Source organism: Arthrobacter sp. PTI12 (genome assembly GCF_056679915.1).
On the sequence record NZ_CM155256.1, the window covers coordinates 2,809,487 to 2,826,293 of the forward strand.

The window sequence follows — 16,807 nt, forward strand, 5'->3', positions numbered from 1 at the left end:
TCGTGCGCTCGTACCCCTACCCCGATCCAGGCCAACCTGACCTTAGGTCGCCGTCCCGCTATCTGTTGTGGCTGGCATCCAAACAGAAGGGCACCCTTGCTGCCGCCGTCGTACTCGAAACGCTCCTCATGGTGGCGCAGGCCGTTGTTCCCTTCGCACTGGGCCGCGCCATCGACGAGGGGATCATCGGCCGCAGCTGGGACGCACTGCTGTGGTGGGTCCTCATCCTGGTTGCGCTTACCGTAGGGCAGGCGTTCGCCGGTATGCTGGCGCACCGCGCGGCGATCAGCAACTGGATGCAGGCGGCCTTCAAGTCGATCCGCCTCGTGGGCTACAAGATCACCCGCACGGGCGACGCTTTGCCGCAGAAGCTTTCGACCGGTGAGGTCGTGTCCACGGCAGCCTCTGACGCTACCCGCCTGGGTGAGATTTTCTACGTCGCCGCCCGGCTGGCGGGTGCACTGGTTTCCTGGTTGGTGGTGTGCGCGCTTATCGCTCTGAGCTCGGTCATGCTCGCAGTTGTTGTACTGATCGGTGTTCCGGCGTGCTGCGCGCTGCTTCTGTTTGTTGTCCGTCCGTTGCAGGCACGCCAGCGCGAACAGCGTGACGCTTCAGGGAAGATGACCGCCGTCGGCGCCGATACTGTCGCCGGCCTTCGTGTGCTGCGCGGGATCGGCGGTGAACACATTTTCGTCAGCCGGTACCGTGAGCGGTCGGCGGAAACGCGCGACGCCGGTATCAAGGTTGCGCGCTCGCTGGCCACGCTGGAGGCCTCCCAGGTCTTCATCGCCGGTGCCTTCAGCGTGGTCTTCACCTGGGTGGGTGCCACGCTGGTGTTGAACGGTGAGATTGAGCCCGGCCAACTGGTGGCGTTGTTTGGCTACTCCGTGTTCCTGATGACTCCGATCCGCAGCGCGGCGGATGGGGTGTCCCACTCGATCCGGGCCCTCGTCGGAGCGCGAAAGATCATCAACGTGCTGTCCGTTGACGCGAACATCACCGACAACGCAACTGCCGCAGCACCGGACGGTCCCGCTCCGCTCGTGGACACCTCTAGTGGTGTGGCTCTCAAGCCTGGCGGACTGACCGCTCTGGTCTCAGCTGACCCCGCGATGTCTGCCGACCTTGCCACCCGGTTGGGCAGGTTCGATGACGCGGTGTTGCGGGAAGCGGTAGTCCGGTGGGGTGGGGCCGCCCTGCACGAGGTCCCCCTCGATGACGTCCGGCGCCGCATTGTGGTGAGCGAGGCCAACCCGCAGTTGTTCACCGGCACCCTGCGCAGTCAGCTGGATCCGCACGGGCGGCACAGTGACGTGGAGATCCTTGCCGCACTGGAGGCCGCCAGTGCACTGGACATCCTCGACGGCCTGGAGGCCGGCCTGGACTCCGAGGTCACCGAACGGGGACGCGGATTCTCCGGCGGCCAGCGCCAGCGCCTGGTCCTTGCGCGGGCGCTGCTGACGGATGCCGAGACCCTCGTGCTCATCGAGCCGACCAGCGCGGTCGATGCACACACCGAATCCCGGATCGCCGAGCGGCTGGGACGGGCGCGGCGCACCGAAGGCGGTACCACCGTCGTCGTCACTGCCAGCCCGCTGATGCTCGGCGCCATGGACCATGTTGTCTTCCTCGAAGATGGCCGACTGAGTGCGCAAGGAAAGCACCAGGAACTGATGTCCGCCGTCCCTGCCTATCGAAATGTGGTGATCCGCAGTGAGTGATACCCAGGTGTCAGAGCCGGTGACCGATCCGGCCGTAGCTGCATCGGCGAAGCTGCCGGTCGCTGACGCACAAGCAGTGAAGGCGGAATCGCTGCGCCTGATCCGCCATCACCGCGGCGGGCTGATCAGGGTTGTACTGCTCTACGTCGGCTCAGCCGCTGCAGGCCTGGTAGGGCCGTTCATTCTCGGCCAGGTTGTCGACGCCGTGGTGGCGGGCACCACCAGTGGGTTCATCGCGGCCATGTCACTGCTGATGCTCGGATTCCTGGTGGTTCAGGCCGTCCTGCGCAAGCTCGCCGTCCGGGCCGGCATGATCTTCGGTGAAACGGTGTTCGCTGAGCTGCGCGAGGATTTCATGGCGCAGGTCACCTCGCTGCCGCTGTCCACGGTGGAAAAGGCCGGCACTGGCGACCTCGTTTCCCGTACCACCAACGATGTTGACTCCGTCTCCCACACCGTCCGCTTCGGCGTTCCGCAGGTGGTGGTCTCGGTGGTGACCATCATCATCACGCTGGCCGCAGCGATCCTCACCTCTCCCCTGCTTTCGATTGCCCTTTTGGTGGGTGTTCCCCTGCTGTATCCGGCCACCCGCTGGTACCTCAAGCGCAGCTCCGCCGGCTACAAGGCCGAGCGGGAGAGCTACGCGGTGGTGAACGGATCCATCACGGAGACCATCGAGGGTGCCCGCACCGTAGATGCGCTCGGTCTCGGAGGACTGCGCCGCAACCGGATCGACGAGGCTCTGACCGGCAGTTTCGCTGCCGAGCGCTACACGCTATGGCTGCGATCGGTGCTGTTTCCGGCTGCGGACACCGCTTTCTGGCTTCCGGTGGCCGGTGTGCTGCTGTGGGGCGGCTGGCTTGCCTCGATGGACCTGGTCACTCCCGGCGCGGTCGCAACAGTGGCACTGTTCGCCGTCCGTCTGATCGACCCGGTGGACCTGCTCATCATGTGGACCGACGAAATACAGGTGGGTGCGGCCTCGCTGGCCCGGATCATCGGGATCAAGAACGTCCCGGCGGACCGGACGGCAACCGACGTTCAGCCCTCGTCCGATGACATCACTGTCTCCGGTGCCCGCTACGCTTACCGGCCGGGCCATGACGTGCTGCACGGCGTGGACCTTCAGTTGCGGCGCGGCGAGCGCCTTGCGATGGTGGGGCCTTCGGGAGCCGGGAAGTCGACACTTGGACGGCTTATTGCAGGCATTCATCCGCCCACCGGCGGTTCAGTGACGGTGGGCGGAGTGCCGCTGGTGGATCGGCCGCTCGACGCGCTGCGGCGGGAGGTAGCCCTGGTGACGCAGGAGCATCACGTCTTCGTGGGGTCCCTCGCCGACAACATCCGGCTTGGCAAGGCGGACGCGACATCCACCGAAATCGAAAAGGCACTGGACGACGTCGGTGCGCTGGGTTGGGCGCGCGCCCTGCCTGAGGGCCTGGATACGGAGGTTGGCTCAGGTGCGTACGAGGTAACCCCCGCCCAGGCGCAGGAGGTTGCCCTGGCCCGGCTTGTCCTGGCCGATCCGCACACGCTGGTGCTCGATGAGGCGACCTCGCTGATCGATCCGCAGGCAGCACGTGACCTGGAGCGCTCACTCAGTGCGGTTCTGGAGGGCCGCACGGTTGTGGCCATTGCGCACCGCCTGCATACCGCGCACGACGCCGACCGCGTGGCTGTGGTGGAGAACGGCAACATCACAGAACTCGGCTCCCACGACGAACTGCTTGCACTCGGCGGCTCATATGCGTCGCTCTGGCGGTCCTGGCGGACGGAATAAACCCGGAAATTTAGTGCAGCTCCGGTGGGTTCAGACGGCGTCGAACCCACCGGAGCTGCGCAAAATTTCCCAGGTGTTAATGGTCGAAGAACACCAACGATGAGTTGATGAGTTCGCTGATGACCTCCGCGTCGTGTGCCCGGCGCAGCGACTCGCGGAAGTTCTCCTTGAACAGGGAACGGGCCAGGGTTGCGAGGACCTCGAGGTGCTCGGAGAAGGACGCTGCGGGGGTCGCGATCAACAGCACCAGCGTTGCGGGACCGTCCTGGGCACCGAAGTCGAGGCTGTGCCCGTACCGCGTGACTCCGACGGCGATCGAGGTTTGCTCGACGAACTCGCTCCTGGCGTGGGGCACTCCCACTCCCCCGGGCAGGCCGGTTGCCATCTGGTGCTCCCGGGAGTTGACCTGCGCGAGGAAGCCCTCGAGGTCCGTGACGCGCCCCGCCTGGTGAAGGCGCGCCGCCAACTGGCCAGCGGCGTCGGCCTTGTCTTCAGCGACCATGTCGAGGATTACCAACTGTGGTGTGGTCAATTCGGCGTCATGCAGGTCGAGGGGTGTCACAACCGGCCTCTCACGGGTAACTCGGGAACGTGTGCGAAGGACGGGTGCGCCGGGCGCCTCTGCCTGACCGGTGCACCGATCCGGACCCTAGCTTAGCGGCACGATGTCATCGACTCCCATGCGTGCGCTGTCAGCCGACACGTCATCGGGCTGCTGTTGGCTGAGTCTTTCAGCTTCCACCCGGGCGAGGTAGTGCTTAACCTCACGGTCCACCTGCGCATCACTCCAGTTCAGGTGCGGAGCCATCAGGCTTGCGACAACAGGAGCTGCCGAGACGCCGCGGTCCCAGGACTCGATCGAGATGCGCGTGCGGCGGGTCAGTACGTCATCGACGTGGCGGGCGTCCTCATGCGTGGTGGCAAAGACAACTTCTGCTCGCAGGTAGTCGTCGGCACCCGGGAGCGGCTCTGCCAGCGAGGCGTCCTCCCGGATGAGGCCGAGCACCAGCTCTGCGTCGGTGCCGTACCGCTGCAACAGGTGCTCGACGCGCGCGACGTGGACCCCTGCTTCCTCCGCCATGCGGGCGCGCTTGTTCCAGGCTGCCCGGTAGCCCTCGGCACCGAGCAGGGGGACGGTCTCGGTGCAGCTGGCCGGTACCCGTTCATCGAGCGCACGCGAGGCTTCATCCACGGCATCCTTGGCCATCACCCGGTAGGTGGTCCACTTGCCGCCTGCAACAACGACCAGCCCCGGAACAGGGTGGGCAACCACATGTTCGCGGGAAAGCTTGGCCGTGGAGTCATTCTCCCCGGCCAGCAGCGGACGCAGGCCGGCGTAGACGCCCTCCACGTCCTCACGGGTCAGCGGCCGCTTCACGACCTTATTCACGTGCTCGAGGATGTAGTCGATATCCGACGACGACGCTGCCGGATGCGCCTTGTCCAGATCCCAGTCGGTGTCCGTGGTGCCGATGATCCAGTGCCTGCCCCAGGGGATGACGAAGAGGACGGACTTCTCCGTGCGCAGAATGAGCCCGACGGTGGACTGGAAGCGATCCCGCGGAACCACCAGGTGGATGCCCTTCGAGGCCCGGACCTTCAACTGACCGCGGTCCGTGACCATGGCCTGGGTTTCATCCGTCCAGACGCCGGTGGCGTTGACGACTTGCTTGGCGCGGATGGTGAATTCCTCGCCGGTCTCCTGGTCTTTCACCCGTGCCCCGACAACGCGTTCCCCTTCCCGGAGGAAGTCTTCGACGGAGACCCGGTTTGCTGCCTTGGCCCCGTAGGACGCCGCGGTGCGCATCATGTTGACGACGTAGCGTGCGTCATCCACCTGGGCGTCGTAGTAGCGGATTGACCCCACCATGGCGTCATCCTTGAGGCTCGGAGCTGCCCGGAGGGTGCCCCTGCGCGTGAGGTGCTTGTGCATGGGGACGCCGCGCGAGTTGCCGGAAGTCATTCCCATCGTGTCATACAGCAGGATGCCCGCCCCGACGTACGGCCGCTCGATGAACCGCTTGGTCAGCGGATACAGGAACGGCACCGGCCGGACGAGGTGCGGTGCGATTCGCTGGATCAGCAAGCCGCGTTCCTTGAGTGCCTCCTGAACCAGGGCGAAATCCAGCATCTCGAGGTAGCGCAGGCCACCGTGAATGAGCTTCGATGAACGCGAGGATGTGCCCGCTGCCCAGTCCCGCGCCTCAACGATTCCGACGTCGAGGCCCCTAGTCACCGCATCCAGGGCAGAACCGACGCCGACGACGCCGCCGCCCACGATCAGGATGTCCAACTCCTTGCCGGGTTGGTTGGTGGACTTGAGAGCGGCAAGTGCATCTTCACGCTGCTGGGGGCTGAGGGCGCCTTTGGTCATGGCCGTGATCCACCTTCATCGTTGCGGACTGGTCCCTCAACCTTAGGCAATCAGCCGTTGGAAAGGTAGGGCGAGAGGACTACCTCGACCCGCTGGAACTCCTTCAGGTCCGAATACCCCGTGGTTGCCATGGCGCGGCGAAGCGCACCGATCATGTTCGAGGTGCCGTTGGTGTGATGAGAGGGCCCCCAGAGCACTTCCTCAAGCGGCCCGACGGTACCGACGTTGACGCGGTCTCCGCGCGGAAGTTCGCTGTGGTGGGCTTCCTGCCCCCAGTGCCAGCCCTTGCCCGGTGCTTCCTCTGCGCGGGCCAGTGCTGAGCCGAGCATGACGGCGTCCGCACCGACCGCGATGGCCTTCACAATGTCACCGCTGGTGCCCATCCCGCCGTCGGCGATGACGTGGACGTACCGGCCGCCGGACTCATCCAGGTAATCGCGGCGGGCAGCAGCCACATCCGAGATGGCCGACGCCATCGGTGAGTGAATGCCCAGGGCGCGCCGCGTCGTCGTCGTTGCTCCACCGCCGAAGCCCACCAGCACGCCGGCCGCGCCGGTGCGCATGAGGTGCAGCGCGGGTGTGTAGCCGGCAGCGCCGCCGACGATGACAGGGACATCCAGCTCATAGATGAACTGCTTGAGGTTGAGCGGTTCCTCGTTCTTGGAGACGTGCTCGGCGGAGACCGTAGTGCCGCGGATAACGAAAATATCGACGCCCGCGGCCAAGACCGTCTTGTAGAACTCCTGGGTGCGCTGTGGTGTGAGTGACCCGGCAACGGTCACGCCGGCGTCGCGCATTTCGGCCAGCCGGCTGGTTATAAGTTCAGCCTGGATGGGTGCCTCGTACAGCTCCTGCATGCGGCGGGTGGCCGCGGGGCTGAAGTTTTCGGTGGACAGTCCGGCAATTTCCTCAAGGACCGGCGTAGGGTCCTCGTAGCGCGTCCAGAGGCCTTCGAGATTGAGAACACCCAGCCCGCCCAATTTGCCTATCGCAATGGCGGTCGCGGGCGACATGGTCGAATCCATGGGCGCAGCGATGACCGGCATCTCGAACTGGTAGGCGTCGATCTGCCACTGAACCGAGACGTCCCGCGGGTCCCGGGTGCGGCGGGACGGGACCACCGCAAGGTCATCGAGGGAATATGCCCTGCGTCCGCGTTTGCCTCGGCCGATCTCAATCTCGTAAGTCACCGGTCTAGGTTATCCCAGCGGGGAGAGGTGCCCATCGCCCGCCCGGGTTCCGTTCCGTACAGTCAGAACCATGTCCGGGGAAACAATCGGGGCCAACCCCCAACAGTTGCGCGATCTCGCCCGCTCCATGGGGAGATCCAGCACCGCTATTACGACGGCGGACCAAACCATCACTGCGCTGCTGAACGGAATTCCCTGGAACGGTCCGGATGCGGCCCAGTTCCGTACCCGCTGGCACACCTCCGTACGCGTGCAGCTCAATCAGACGGCGGCCATGCTGGAGACGCAGTCGCACGCGCTGGTTGATCAGGCTGTGCAGCAGGAGCAGACAAGCAACGACGACGACAGCGGCGGCGGCGGCTTCGACGGTGTCCCTGCGAGCGCGGCGGACGGAAGTACCCCTGCCTCCGCAGGCGATGACCTCCTCGACCTCTTCGGCAACGGGCTCGGGGATCTTGGTGCCTGGCCGCCGTTCCAGATAGCGAACTGGGTCACTTCTGCCGGCGGACTTGGAGCCGAGCGCCTCCTGAATGCGATGGCGCGGGCGGACCTGCTCACTCCCGGCTTCGGCACGGCGCCGGAAGTGGGATACCTCCGCGGAACCCAGACCCTCAATGCCCTGAACCTGGCCGGCAAGTTCGCCGGCGGGCTCAGCATTCTGACCGGGCTGGGCCAGACCTACCAGGGTATCCAGTCAGGGGACGGGCACGTTGTTGCCGACGGTGCTATCACTACAATCCTTGCAGCGGGCAGCCTCACGCCCACGCCGGCTGCTCCGTTCTTCGCGGCGGCCTCGCTTGTCTGGGCCGGCGCACAGTTCCTGTCCGGAGACGTGCCGGTCACCGAAAGGATCACCGACTTTGCATCCGATGCAGGGGACGCCATCTCTGATGGGGCTGATGCCATCGCGGAAGGAGCGGAAGATGCGTGGAACTGGGCCTTCGGATAGTAGCGTCATTTCAGGAACCGCTAACCGCCCCCGATCTCGGAGAGAGCATTGACCACTACGGATTCGCTGCAACTGACGGAACACGAGATTTTGGCGCTCCTGGCCTTCAATGACGGTGAATCGACTGCGCTGACGCGCGAGATCTTTCGGCTCACCCCGCAGGCAGACAACGAGCAACTGACCAAGGCCGGCATGACAACCCTGCTGGTGCGTGGCCTGGCCGAACTAAGCGATAGTGATTTGGTCCTCAAGGGACCCACGGAGTTTATCGCCGCCGTGATGGCGACTGCAGGCGATTGGCTCGAGATTGCGCTCGTGACTCCGGAGCGGAACCACGTCATGTTCGCTGTGGCATCCGCCGGCGGGGCATTCGTGGCGAACGCCAACGGCAACGGCACTCACGGGTTCACTCCCCTGAAGAACGACAGGCCCGTCCTGAAGTTCGGGTTGGACGCGGCAGCACACTACCTGGGTGATTCAGGGCTGGAATCGGATGGGAGCGGATCACCTGGGCGCCGACCGGTTGCCGCGCAGATCAAGCACCATGGTCTGGGTGTGCAGTCGAAGACAGCCAACCTCATGGTCGACGAGTCCGGCACGTGGCAGCTGGCCACGGGTGACGGCGATCAACTGGCGAAACGCGAAGTGGACGGCTCCGTGGCGCTGGAGCTGTTCGAGGAAGCCCTGGAGCTCGATCACGACACGACGGGTTCCGAATGAGTCAGGGAACCCGTTCACTCGACTACTGGATGTCGCCTCAACTCAGCGAGGCAGGACAGGGCACCGGCAGCATCCTCAGGCGTATGGCGCTCAACGACGCACAGAGCCGGGCTACTTTCCTCATGCTGTATTTCTGGTGCGCCTGGCTGGCTCTCGTGGCACTTGCGCTGGCGTTCACCGCACCCGGTGGGGCTCCCTACGCTGTTGCGGGGGCTGTGCTCACCGGTGGAGCTGCGGGTGCGCTTCACGCGCGCCGGCGCGGCCGGCAGGTTCCAACATCTCGTCATCCGGCGTCATCACGGGCCCCGCGCACGGTACGTGGCGCCTGGACCGGAATCACCCTCGTGGCGGTTGGATCGTGCGGACTCATACTGGCGCTTGCCCTATCCGGGAATGCGAGCCTCAGCCCCGGATCCGTCACTGGTGCTGTGCTGGGAGTCTTCTTCCTTGTCACGTTCTTCGCCGGGACCCTCCTCATCCCCGCATGGCACATCGAGAACGCTGCGCGCCTCTTCCGCGAGCGGATTGGGCAAGAGCCCGGATTACGGCAGGCGCTTGAGGAGATGTCCCGAACGCACAGCGATCCGAACGGCAGGATGCAGTTCGGGCCGCTCTAGCCTTTCGGCTGGCTACTTCGATCCGTAGTTGGGCGCTTCCACGGTCATCTGGATGTCATGGGGATGCGACTCCTTGAGCCCGGCCGAGGTGATCCGGACAAACTTGCCCTTGGCCTTCAGCTCTTCAATGGTGCGTGCGCCGGTGTAGAACATGGTTTGGCGCAGGCCGCCTACCAGCTGGTAGGCAACGGATGCGAGCGGTCCCCGGTAAGCGACGCGACCCTCGATACCCTCGGGGATGAGCTTGTCGTCGCCCGTGACGTCCGCCTGGAAGTAGCGGTCCTTGGAGTACGAGGTGTTCTTGCCGCGGGTCTGCATGGCGCCGAGCGAACCCATGCCGCGGTAGGTCTTGTACTGCTTGCCGTTGACGAAGACCAGCTCACCCGGTGCCTCGGCGGAGCCTGCCAGCAGGGAGCCGAGCATGACGGTGTCAGCACCGGCCACCAACGCCTTGCCGATGTCACCGGAGTACTGCAGTCCGCCGTCGGCAATCAGGGGAACGCCGGCGGGAATTGCTGCCTTCGCTGACTCGTAGATCGCCGTGACCTGTGGAACGCCGACGCCGGCCACCACACGCGTGGTGCAGATGGAGCCCGGGCCTACGCCTACCTTGATGCCGTCTGCACCGGCATCGATCAGCGCCTGGGCGCCCTCGCGGGTTGCGGCCTGACCGCCGATGATGTCCACATGGGCGGCGGACTTCTCGGCCTTGAGCCGGGCAATCATCTCAAGCACACCGGCGCTGTGGCCGTTGGCGGTATCAACGAAGAGCGCGTCCACACCGGCGTCCACCAACGCCATGGCGCGCTCCCAGCCGTCACCGAAGAAACCGATGGCTGCACCCACACGCAGGCGGCCGTCGTCGTCCTTGGTGGAGAGCGGATACTGCTCCGCTTTGGTGAAGTCCTTGACGGTGATGAGGCCGCGGAGGATGCCGTCGCTGTCGACCAGCGGAAGCTTCTCGATCTTGTTCTTGCCCAGCAGGCCGATGGCGTCCTCACCGCTGATGCCCACGTGCCCGGTGACCAGCGGCATCTGGGTCATGACTTCGCGGACCAGGCGGTTCGGGAAGTCGGATTCCGACACGAACCGGGTGTCACGGTTGGTGACGATGCCGAGGAGCTTGCCGCCGCCGTCGACCACGGGAAGTCCCGAGACGCGGTAGTGGCCGCAGAGGTCGTCGAGTTCGCGCAGGGTGGCGTCAGGGCCGATGGTGACCGGGTTGGTGATCATGCCGGACTCACTGCGCTTGACGCGGTCCACCTGCTCGGCCTGGTCTGCGATGGAAAGGTTGCGGTGGATGACCCCTAGACCGCCCTGGCGTGCCATGGCGACGGCCATGCGGGCTTCAGTGACAGTGTCCATGGCGGAGGACAGCAGCGGCGTCTGAACGGTGATCCGCCGGGAAACCCGCGAGCTGGTATCTGCCTCGGACGGGATGACGTCCGTGTGCCCGGGAAGCAGCAGGACGTCGTCGTACGTCAGGCCGATGAAGCCGAAGGGGTCATGGTTCGACAATTCGCTCAACGCGGCGCCTCTTTCGGGGGATGTGGAGGAAGGAACCACCGGCTTCTTTCTGCCGGTTGTGCGGTCTTCTATCGTAAAACGAAAGGAGGGTGCGCCCTATTCCGTCGCGTCAGCGTCCGTTCCGGACCCAGTTCAGCACAGCAAGCACGCGGCGATGGTCATCCAGGTGGGGCGGGAGGTCCATCTTCGTGAAAATCGACGAAATGTTCTTCTCCACGCCGCCTGCGGAGAGCGTGAGCTGCCGGGCGATAGCCGCATTGGTGCGGCCCTCGGCCATGAGCTGCAGCACTTCCCGCTCCCGCGGCGTGAGCAAACTCACTGAGTTGCCGTCCCTCCGGTTGAACGCCGCGGCCACCACTTCCGGATCCAGCACCATACCGCCGTCCTTCACACGGACCAACGCGTCCATCATGTCTTCCAGCCGCGAGATGCGGTCCTTCAGCAGGTAACCGACTCCACCGGCCCCGACCACTGACGCTCCCGCCATCAGATCCGACGCATAGGTCAGCTCCACATACTGCGACAGGACAAGGATGCCGATTTCCGGATGGCTTTGGCGAATTGCTGCCGCGGCTCGCAATCCTTCATCCGAGAACGACGGCGGCATCCGCACATCGGTGATGACGACGTCGGGCTGGTGGGTCGAGACGGCGGCGGTGAGGGCGTCGCCGTCCTCCACCGCCGCCACCACCTCCGCGCCACCCTCGGCCACGAGCCGGATGAGGCCCTCCCGCAGGAGGACGGAATCTTCTGCCAAGACTACTCGCACCTTTGGACTCTACCGCCTGGTTTCATCCGCTCCGGCGCTGGCTCAGTTCACACCGGCTGGATGACCGAGACCGGGATGCTGATCCGCACTGTGGTGCCTTCGGCGGCTGGAGAGTCGACCTCCAGGGCGCCATCGACGCCTGCTAACCGATCCTGCAGACCAGCCAGCCCGGTCCCCTTGCCGACGTGTGCGCCGCCCCGGCCGTTGTCGTGGACTTCTACGGTGAGGACATCTTCTTCCGCGCGGGCGCTGAGGCGGCATTCGGTGGCGTTGGAGTGTTTTGCGACATTGGTCAAGGCTTCGACGGCGGCGAAGTAGGCGGCGCTTTCGGCAGCAGGCGTGAAGCGGCCGGTTCCCATTCCGTCGGTGCTGAGCGTGACCGGGACAGGGCAACGCGCCGCAGCGGCGTCGAGCGCAGCCGGCAGCCCGCGTTCGATGAGGATCGGCGGGGCGATCCCGCGGGAGAGTGAACGCAGTTCTGCCAGGGCCTCGCGGGACTGATCGATCGCGCCTTCAATCAGGTCACGGGTTTCAGAGTCACCGGGCTGCAGCCGCCGTTTCGCGGATTCGAGGTCCATGGCCATCCGAACGATCCTCTGCTGGGGACCATCATGAATGTCCCGCTCGATCCGGCGCAGCGTTCCGGCCTCAGCTGCTACCACCGAGCTACGGGAGTTGGTGAGGTACTCGGTCCTCTCCTGCAGGTGCCGGCGTTCGTTGGTCAGCAGACCCACAGCGAGGGCGCGCTGGAGCAGGGCAAGTCCTTTCGCGACAGCCGGAAGGGTGAGCAGGAGAACCAGCCCGGTGGCGAACTGGAATAGCCAATGAAGTGCAGGATCGACTCCCAACAGGTCCCAGATATCACTGGGCGGCCCGGGAATGAACCGCATCCAGAGCCACTGCGTCATTGCTCCGAGCGCGCCGGCAATCCAGGTGAGAGTGATCGAGAAGGCGGCGACCCGGACCGGGAAACTGACGACGGCGTGGATCAAGTCCTTCCAGGACTGGAGATCGGTGATGGGCACGAGGAGGGCCCGCAGCCTCGAGCTGTTGGAGCCGCTCTTGTAGTAGACGGGCGGCAGAGGTCCGCGGTTCCGCTCGCTGAGCTGGCGCTCTGCTGATGCGAAGAACCTTGCGGTGTACAGCCCACCTACGAGGATGAACACGCCGATGTAGATGATTGCGGTGCTGATTCCCGCGCTGAATAGGGCAATCGCCAGCACAAAAGCGGGCAGGCCGATGAAGAAACCGGCGAAGTTGTAGCTGATATCCGCTGTGAGCTGGTCAAACCAACCGCGGCGGCGTTGTGCACGCTCGTTCAAGGAAGTGCCTTTCGCTGTTACTGGAAGTGATACTCCAATCCTTCCCTTGGAGGTACCACCGCGTCTCTGGTGCGTACCCCCTATTTGCCTCGGCGTCTGGTGGGGTTATCCCCACCAGACTGGGGGACCCTCACGCACCAGCGCCCCGGTCCGTGTGGACCGGGGCGCTGGTAGGACATCAGCCTCAGGGGCGGCGCTCAGGACTTTTCCCTGTGTGGGTCACTGTCCTCGCCCGCCCTGTGTCGCTAGTGGCTGTGGCCGTGGCCCTGCTCTTCTTCCTCAACCGGCTTCTCAACCACGAGGGTTTCGGTGGTGAGAACCAGTGCCGCGATCGACGCTGCGTTGCGCAGTGCCGACCGGGTGACCTTGACCGGGTCGATGATGCCGGCGTCGACCAGGTTTTCATAGTCACCGGTGACGGCGTTGAAGCCGTGGCCGACCTCAAGCTGGCTCACCTTGTCGATGACGACGTAACCCTCGTAGCCGGCATTCTCGGCGATCCAGCGCAGCGGCTGGACCAGGGCGCGGCGCACGAGACCGACGGCGGTCGCGACGTCGCCCTCGAGCTTGAGCACGCTTGGGTCCTCATCAAGGACCTTCGAGGCGTGAATCAGAGCGGAACCGCCGCCTGCCACGATGCCCTCTTCAAGGGCGGCGCGGGTCGAGGACACTGCGTCCTCGATGCGGTGCTTCTTTTCCTTCAGCTCAACTTCGGTGGCTGCGCCGACCTTGATGACGCCGACGCCGCCGGCGAGCTTTGCGAGGCGCTCCTGGAGCTTCTCGCGGTCCCAATCGGAGTCGGTGCGCTCAACTTCAGCGCGGATCTGAGCGATGCGGTCCGCAACGTCCTGCTCGCTGCCTGCGCCGTCAACGATGGTGGTGTTGTCCTTCGTCACGGTGATGCGGCGGGCCGAGCCGAGAACCTCAAGACCGACCTGGTCCAGCTTCAGGCCGAGATCCGGTGAGACAACCTGCGCACCGGTGAGGGTGGCGATGTCCTGGAGCATGGCCTTGCGTCGGTCCCCGAAACCGGGAGCCTTGACTGCTACGACGTTGAGGGTGCCGCGGATCTTGTTGACCACCAGGGTGGACAGCGCTTCACCTTCAATGTCTTCGGCGATGATGAACAGCGGCTTGCCTGCCTGCAGCGCCTTCTCGAGCAGCGGCAGGAATTCCTGCAGAGCAGAGATCTTGCCGGAGTTGATCAGGATGAGCGCGTCTTCGAGGACGGCTTCCTGACGCTCTGCGTCAGTGACGAAGTAGGGGCTCAGGAAGCCCTTGTCGAACTGCATGCCCTCGGTGAGGACAAGTTCGGTCTGGGTGGTCGAGGATTCCTCGATCGTGATGACGCCGTCCTTGCCGACCCGATCGAAAGCTTCGGCGAGCAGGTCGCCGACTTCCTGGCTCTGGGCGGAGATGGCTGCGACGTTTGCTGTCTGCTTGCCAACGACCTCGCGGGCGTTCTCGAGCAGACGGGCAGCAACGGCCTCGATGGAGACCTCGATGCCGCGCTTCAGAGCGCCGGGGGCAGCGCCTGCTGCAACGTTCCGCAGGCCTTCCTTGACCAGTGCCTGCGCGAGGACGGTAGCCGTCGTCGTGCCGTCACCGGCGACGTCGTTGGTCTTGGTGGCAACTTCCTTGGCGAGCTGCGCGCCGAGGTTCTCATAGGGGTCGTCCAGCTCCACCTCACGGGCGATGGTCACGCCGTCGTTCGTGATGGTGGGGGCGCCCCACTTCTTGTCGAGGACGACGTTGCGTCCACGAGGGCCGAGAGTCACCTTGACGGTGTCGGCCAGCTTGTCGACGCCTGCTTCGAGCTTGCGTCGGGCGGCGTCGTTGAATTCCAACTGCTTTGCCATGTTGTTTCGTTCCTTTCAGGCTTGTGCAGGAATGTGTACTGACAGGAAAGAACCCCGGCCGATGCTGACCGGGGTTCTTCTGCACAACTACTTGACGATGATCGCCAGAACGTCGCGAGCGGAAAGAACCAGGTATTCCTGGCCTCCGTGCTTGACTTCGGTTCCGCCGTACTTGGAGTAGATGACGACGTCGCCTTCAGCTACATCAACGGGAACGCGGTTGCCATTGTCATCAACGCGGCCGGGGCCTACTGCGACAACTTCGCCCTCCTGGGGCTTTTCCTTGGCAGTGTCCGGGATGACCAGACCGGATGCGGTGGTCTGCTCGCCTTCCAGCGGGCGGACGACAATACGATCTTCAAGAGGCTTGATAGAGACCGACACTCGGACCTCTCCTTCACTTGGTTTGAATGAATCTTCGGGTATCGAGCAGGCGCTGACCGTCGTCGCGGTGCCGGTTGGCGCATCCTCGAAGGATTAGCAGCCTCATAGTGAGAGTGCCAAGTCTGACTTTATGCAACGGTTAGCACTCGGTCAAGGCGAGTGCCAGAGGGGTGGTGTTGCAGGGCGGGCCGGGCCCCCTGCGCCGGTCCGAATTCCCCGCTTCCTGGAGCCGGCAGGGGCGTGTCGGCGGGAACACGCCGGTGATGCGCGGACTTTCACAGCAGGACGTGGGGGATCCGGCCCCGGGCACAACCCCTAGACTGAAGAACCGGACCCAGCCCCTCGCCGAAAGCTCCAGTTGAAAGCGACACCGTGACCCAGAACCTCCTTGAGCCCATCCTGACTCCCGAGGGCTGGGAGCTGCTCAACTCTCTCGGACCGTACTCCGAAGCGGACAGCCTCCGGCTCAACGAACAGCTCCGCGCGGCGGGCCACTCCCCCGACGTCGTCAATGCAGCCCTCACCCAGTCCCGGCTCCGTGCGAAGGCTCAGGTGAAGTTCGGTCCCTTCGCCGACCGGATGCTTTTCACCCCAGCCGGCCTCGAGCAGGCAACCCGCCTCAGCGTCGCCGCCCGCCACGCCCAACGCTACGTCACTGCCGGCGTCCAGAAGGTCGCAGACCTTGGCTGCGGGATCGGCTCGGATTCGATGGCCCTCGCCACGCTGGAACGCGACGTCACCGCCGTCGAACTCGACGAAACCACCGCCGCTGCCGCCACCATGAATCTGCTGCCGTGGTCCAACGCGACTGTTGTCAACACTGATGCCTCCTCCCTTGACCTGACAAAGTACGACGGCGTGTGGCTGGACCCCGCCCGACGGACCACTTCCAGCTCAGGCACCAGGCGCCTCTTCGACCCGGAAGCCTTCTCGCCTCCCCTGTCCTTCGTGGAGAGCCTCGCGGACACCGGCATGCCTGTGGGTGTGAAGCTCGGGCCCGGGATCCCGCATGACGCGGTTCCGGCCAACTGCGAAGCCCAGTGGGTAAGCGTGGACGGCGATGTTGCCGAGGTAGTGCTCTGGTTCAACGCCCTCCGCCGCGACAACGTCCGCCGCGGCGCCCTGCTCATCGGCGCGGACGGCGCCACTGAGCTGACCAGCCACACCAACTTCGGCGAGGACGACGACGCCCCTATCGGTCCGGTGGAAGGCTACCTCTACGAACCGGACGGCGCTGTGATCAGGGCCGGATTGGTAGCCGACGTTGCTCGTTCCATCGGCGGGCACCTGGTCGACCCGCACATCGCCTACATCTGCGCGCCGGAGCTGGTAGACACCCCGTTCGCCCGGCCCTACCGCGTCCTCGAAGTGATGCCCTACAACGTCAAGGCGTTGAAAGCGTGGGTCAAGGCCAACGACATAGGGATTCTCGACATCAAAAAGCGCGGAACCTCAGTCACGCCCGAAGAGCTGCGCAAGCAGCTCCTCGCCGGCTCGAAGAAGGCAACAAACAAGGCCACGCTGGTACTGACGCGGATCGGCGAAGAGCGCGTCGCCGTCGTCGTCGATCCGGTACTGGGCTAGATCCGGTACCG

General features: G+C 64.9%; 14 protein-coding genes. 6 read left to right on the plus strand and 8 right to left on the minus strand.

The features are described from left to right. Nucleotides 1-2: 2 nt before the first annotated feature. Both AC1MBU_RS13395 and AC1MBU_RS13400 read left to right on the plus strand, forming a co-directional pair. Complete coding sequence (locus AC1MBU_RS13395; RefSeq protein WP_479787476.1) at nucleotides 3-1,721, plus strand: ABC transporter ATP-binding protein; 1,719 nt, start codon at nucleotides 3-5, stop codon at nucleotides 1,719-1,721. Beyond that, nucleotides 1,714-3,501 (plus strand): ABC transporter ATP-binding protein, encoded by a 1,788-nt coding sequence (locus tag AC1MBU_RS13400; RefSeq protein ID WP_479787478.1) that lies wholly within the window; start codon nucleotides 1,714-1,716, stop codon nucleotides 3,499-3,501. The genes AC1MBU_RS13395 and AC1MBU_RS13400 overlap by 8 nt, the downstream gene beginning before the upstream one ends. Before the next feature lie 76 nt (nucleotides 3,502-3,577). On the opposite strand, the gene AC1MBU_RS13405 is transcribed toward AC1MBU_RS13400, so the two are convergent. From AC1MBU_RS13405 to AC1MBU_RS13415, 3 genes are all read right to left on the minus strand, one after another. Next, nucleotides 3,578-4,003, minus strand: a complete 426-nt coding sequence (locus tag AC1MBU_RS13405; protein WP_082565933.1) for a PTS sugar transporter subunit IIA — start codon at nucleotides 4,001-4,003, stop codon at nucleotides 3,578-3,580. 147 nt (nucleotides 4,004-4,150) lie between these two features. After that, on the minus strand, nucleotides 4,151-5,875 hold the full coding sequence (locus AC1MBU_RS13410) for a glycerol-3-phosphate dehydrogenase/oxidase (RefSeq protein ID WP_346027151.1): 1,725 nt from the start codon (nucleotides 5,873-5,875) through the stop codon (nucleotides 4,151-4,153). 50 nt (nucleotides 5,876-5,925) lie between these two features. After that, entirely contained in the window at nucleotides 5,926-7,065 is a 1,140-nt protein-coding gene (locus AC1MBU_RS13415) for a GuaB3 family IMP dehydrogenase-related protein (RefSeq protein WP_479787481.1), read from the minus strand. Between the two features lie 70 nt (nucleotides 7,066-7,135). Here AC1MBU_RS13415 and AC1MBU_RS13420 point away from each other — a divergent pair, with 70 nt between their 5' ends. Genes AC1MBU_RS13420 through AC1MBU_RS13430 form a run of 3 tightly spaced genes read left to right on the plus strand, consistent with a single transcriptional unit; the run spans nucleotide 7,136 to nucleotide 9,351 of the window. After that, complete coding sequence (locus tag AC1MBU_RS13420) at nucleotides 7,136-8,014, plus strand: hypothetical protein (protein ID WP_479787483.1); 879 nt, start codon at nucleotides 7,136-7,138, stop codon at nucleotides 8,012-8,014. A 48-nt stretch (nucleotides 8,015-8,062) separates the two neighbouring features. Next, a complete protein-coding gene (locus AC1MBU_RS13425; RefSeq protein WP_346027154.1) occupies nucleotides 8,063-8,734 on the plus strand; it encodes a hypothetical protein in 672 nt (223 codons plus the stop codon). Then, nucleotides 8,731-9,351, plus strand: coding sequence for a hypothetical protein (locus AC1MBU_RS13430; RefSeq protein WP_479787486.1), 621 nt, complete (start codon nucleotides 8,731-8,733; stop codon nucleotides 9,349-9,351). The genes AC1MBU_RS13425 and AC1MBU_RS13430 overlap by 4 nt, the downstream gene beginning before the upstream one ends. A 12-nt stretch (nucleotides 9,352-9,363) precedes the next feature. Here AC1MBU_RS13430 and guaB read toward each other — a convergent pair whose 3' ends face one another. The 5 genes from guaB to groES all read right to left on the minus strand — a co-directional run bounded on the left by guaB (nucleotide 9,364) and on the right by groES (nucleotide 15,212). Continuing rightward, a complete protein-coding gene (gene guaB, locus AC1MBU_RS13435; protein WP_404800746.1) occupies nucleotides 9,364-10,869 on the minus strand; it encodes an IMP dehydrogenase in 1,506 nt (501 codons plus the stop codon). 118 nt (nucleotides 10,870-10,987) lie between these two features. Next, on the minus strand, nucleotides 10,988-11,635 hold the full coding sequence (locus AC1MBU_RS13440; RefSeq protein WP_479787489.1) for a response regulator: 648 nt from the start codon (nucleotides 11,633-11,635) through the stop codon (nucleotides 10,988-10,990). Nucleotides 11,636-11,694: 59 nt separating this feature from the next. Continuing rightward, nucleotides 11,695-12,969 (minus strand): sensor histidine kinase, encoded by a 1,275-nt coding sequence (locus AC1MBU_RS13445; protein WP_479787493.1) that lies wholly within the window; start codon nucleotides 12,967-12,969, stop codon nucleotides 11,695-11,697. Nucleotides 12,970-13,214: 245 nt separating this feature from the next. Continuing rightward, nucleotides 13,215-14,828: a chaperonin GroEL gene (gene groL / locus AC1MBU_RS13450; protein WP_479787494.1), complete on the minus strand. Its 1,614-nt coding sequence runs from the start codon at nucleotides 14,826-14,828 to the stop codon at nucleotides 13,215-13,217. A gap of 87 nt (nucleotides 14,829-14,915) precedes the next feature. Beyond that, the gene (gene groES / locus AC1MBU_RS13455) at nucleotides 14,916-15,212 is read right to left on the minus strand and encodes a co-chaperone GroES (RefSeq protein ID WP_204531574.1); all 297 of its coding nucleotides are present in this window, start codon (nucleotides 15,210-15,212) and stop codon (nucleotides 14,916-14,918) included. A gap of 372 nt (nucleotides 15,213-15,584) precedes the next feature. On the opposite strand from groES, the gene AC1MBU_RS13460 reads away from it, so the two are divergent. Next, nucleotides 15,585-16,796, plus strand: coding sequence for a class I SAM-dependent methyltransferase (locus AC1MBU_RS13460; RefSeq protein WP_479787497.1), 1,212 nt, complete (start codon nucleotides 15,585-15,587; stop codon nucleotides 16,794-16,796). The last annotated feature ends 11 nt before the right edge of the window (nucleotides 16,797-16,807 follow it).

Excerpts from the sequence above, each read along its gene's own strand:
- groL (WP_479787494.1), bottom strand. The coding sequence starts at position 14,828 with ATGGCAAAGCAGTTGGAATTCAACGACGCCGCCCGACGCAAGCTCGAA.
- AC1MBU_RS13420 (WP_479787483.1), top strand. The coding sequence starts at position 7,136 with ATGTCCGGGGAAACAATCGGGGCCAACCCCCAACAGTTGCGCGATCTC.
- AC1MBU_RS13430 (WP_479787486.1), top strand. The coding sequence starts at position 8,731 with ATGAGTCAGGGAACCCGTTCACTCGACTACTGGATGTCGCCTCAACTC.
- AC1MBU_RS13405 (WP_082565933.1), bottom strand. The coding sequence starts at position 4,003 with ATGGTCGCTGAAGACAAGGCCGACGCCGCTGGCCAGTTGGCGGCGCGC.
- AC1MBU_RS13410 (WP_346027151.1), bottom strand. The coding sequence starts at position 5,875 with ATGACCAAAGGCGCCCTCAGCCCCCAGCAGCGTGAAGATGCACTTGCC.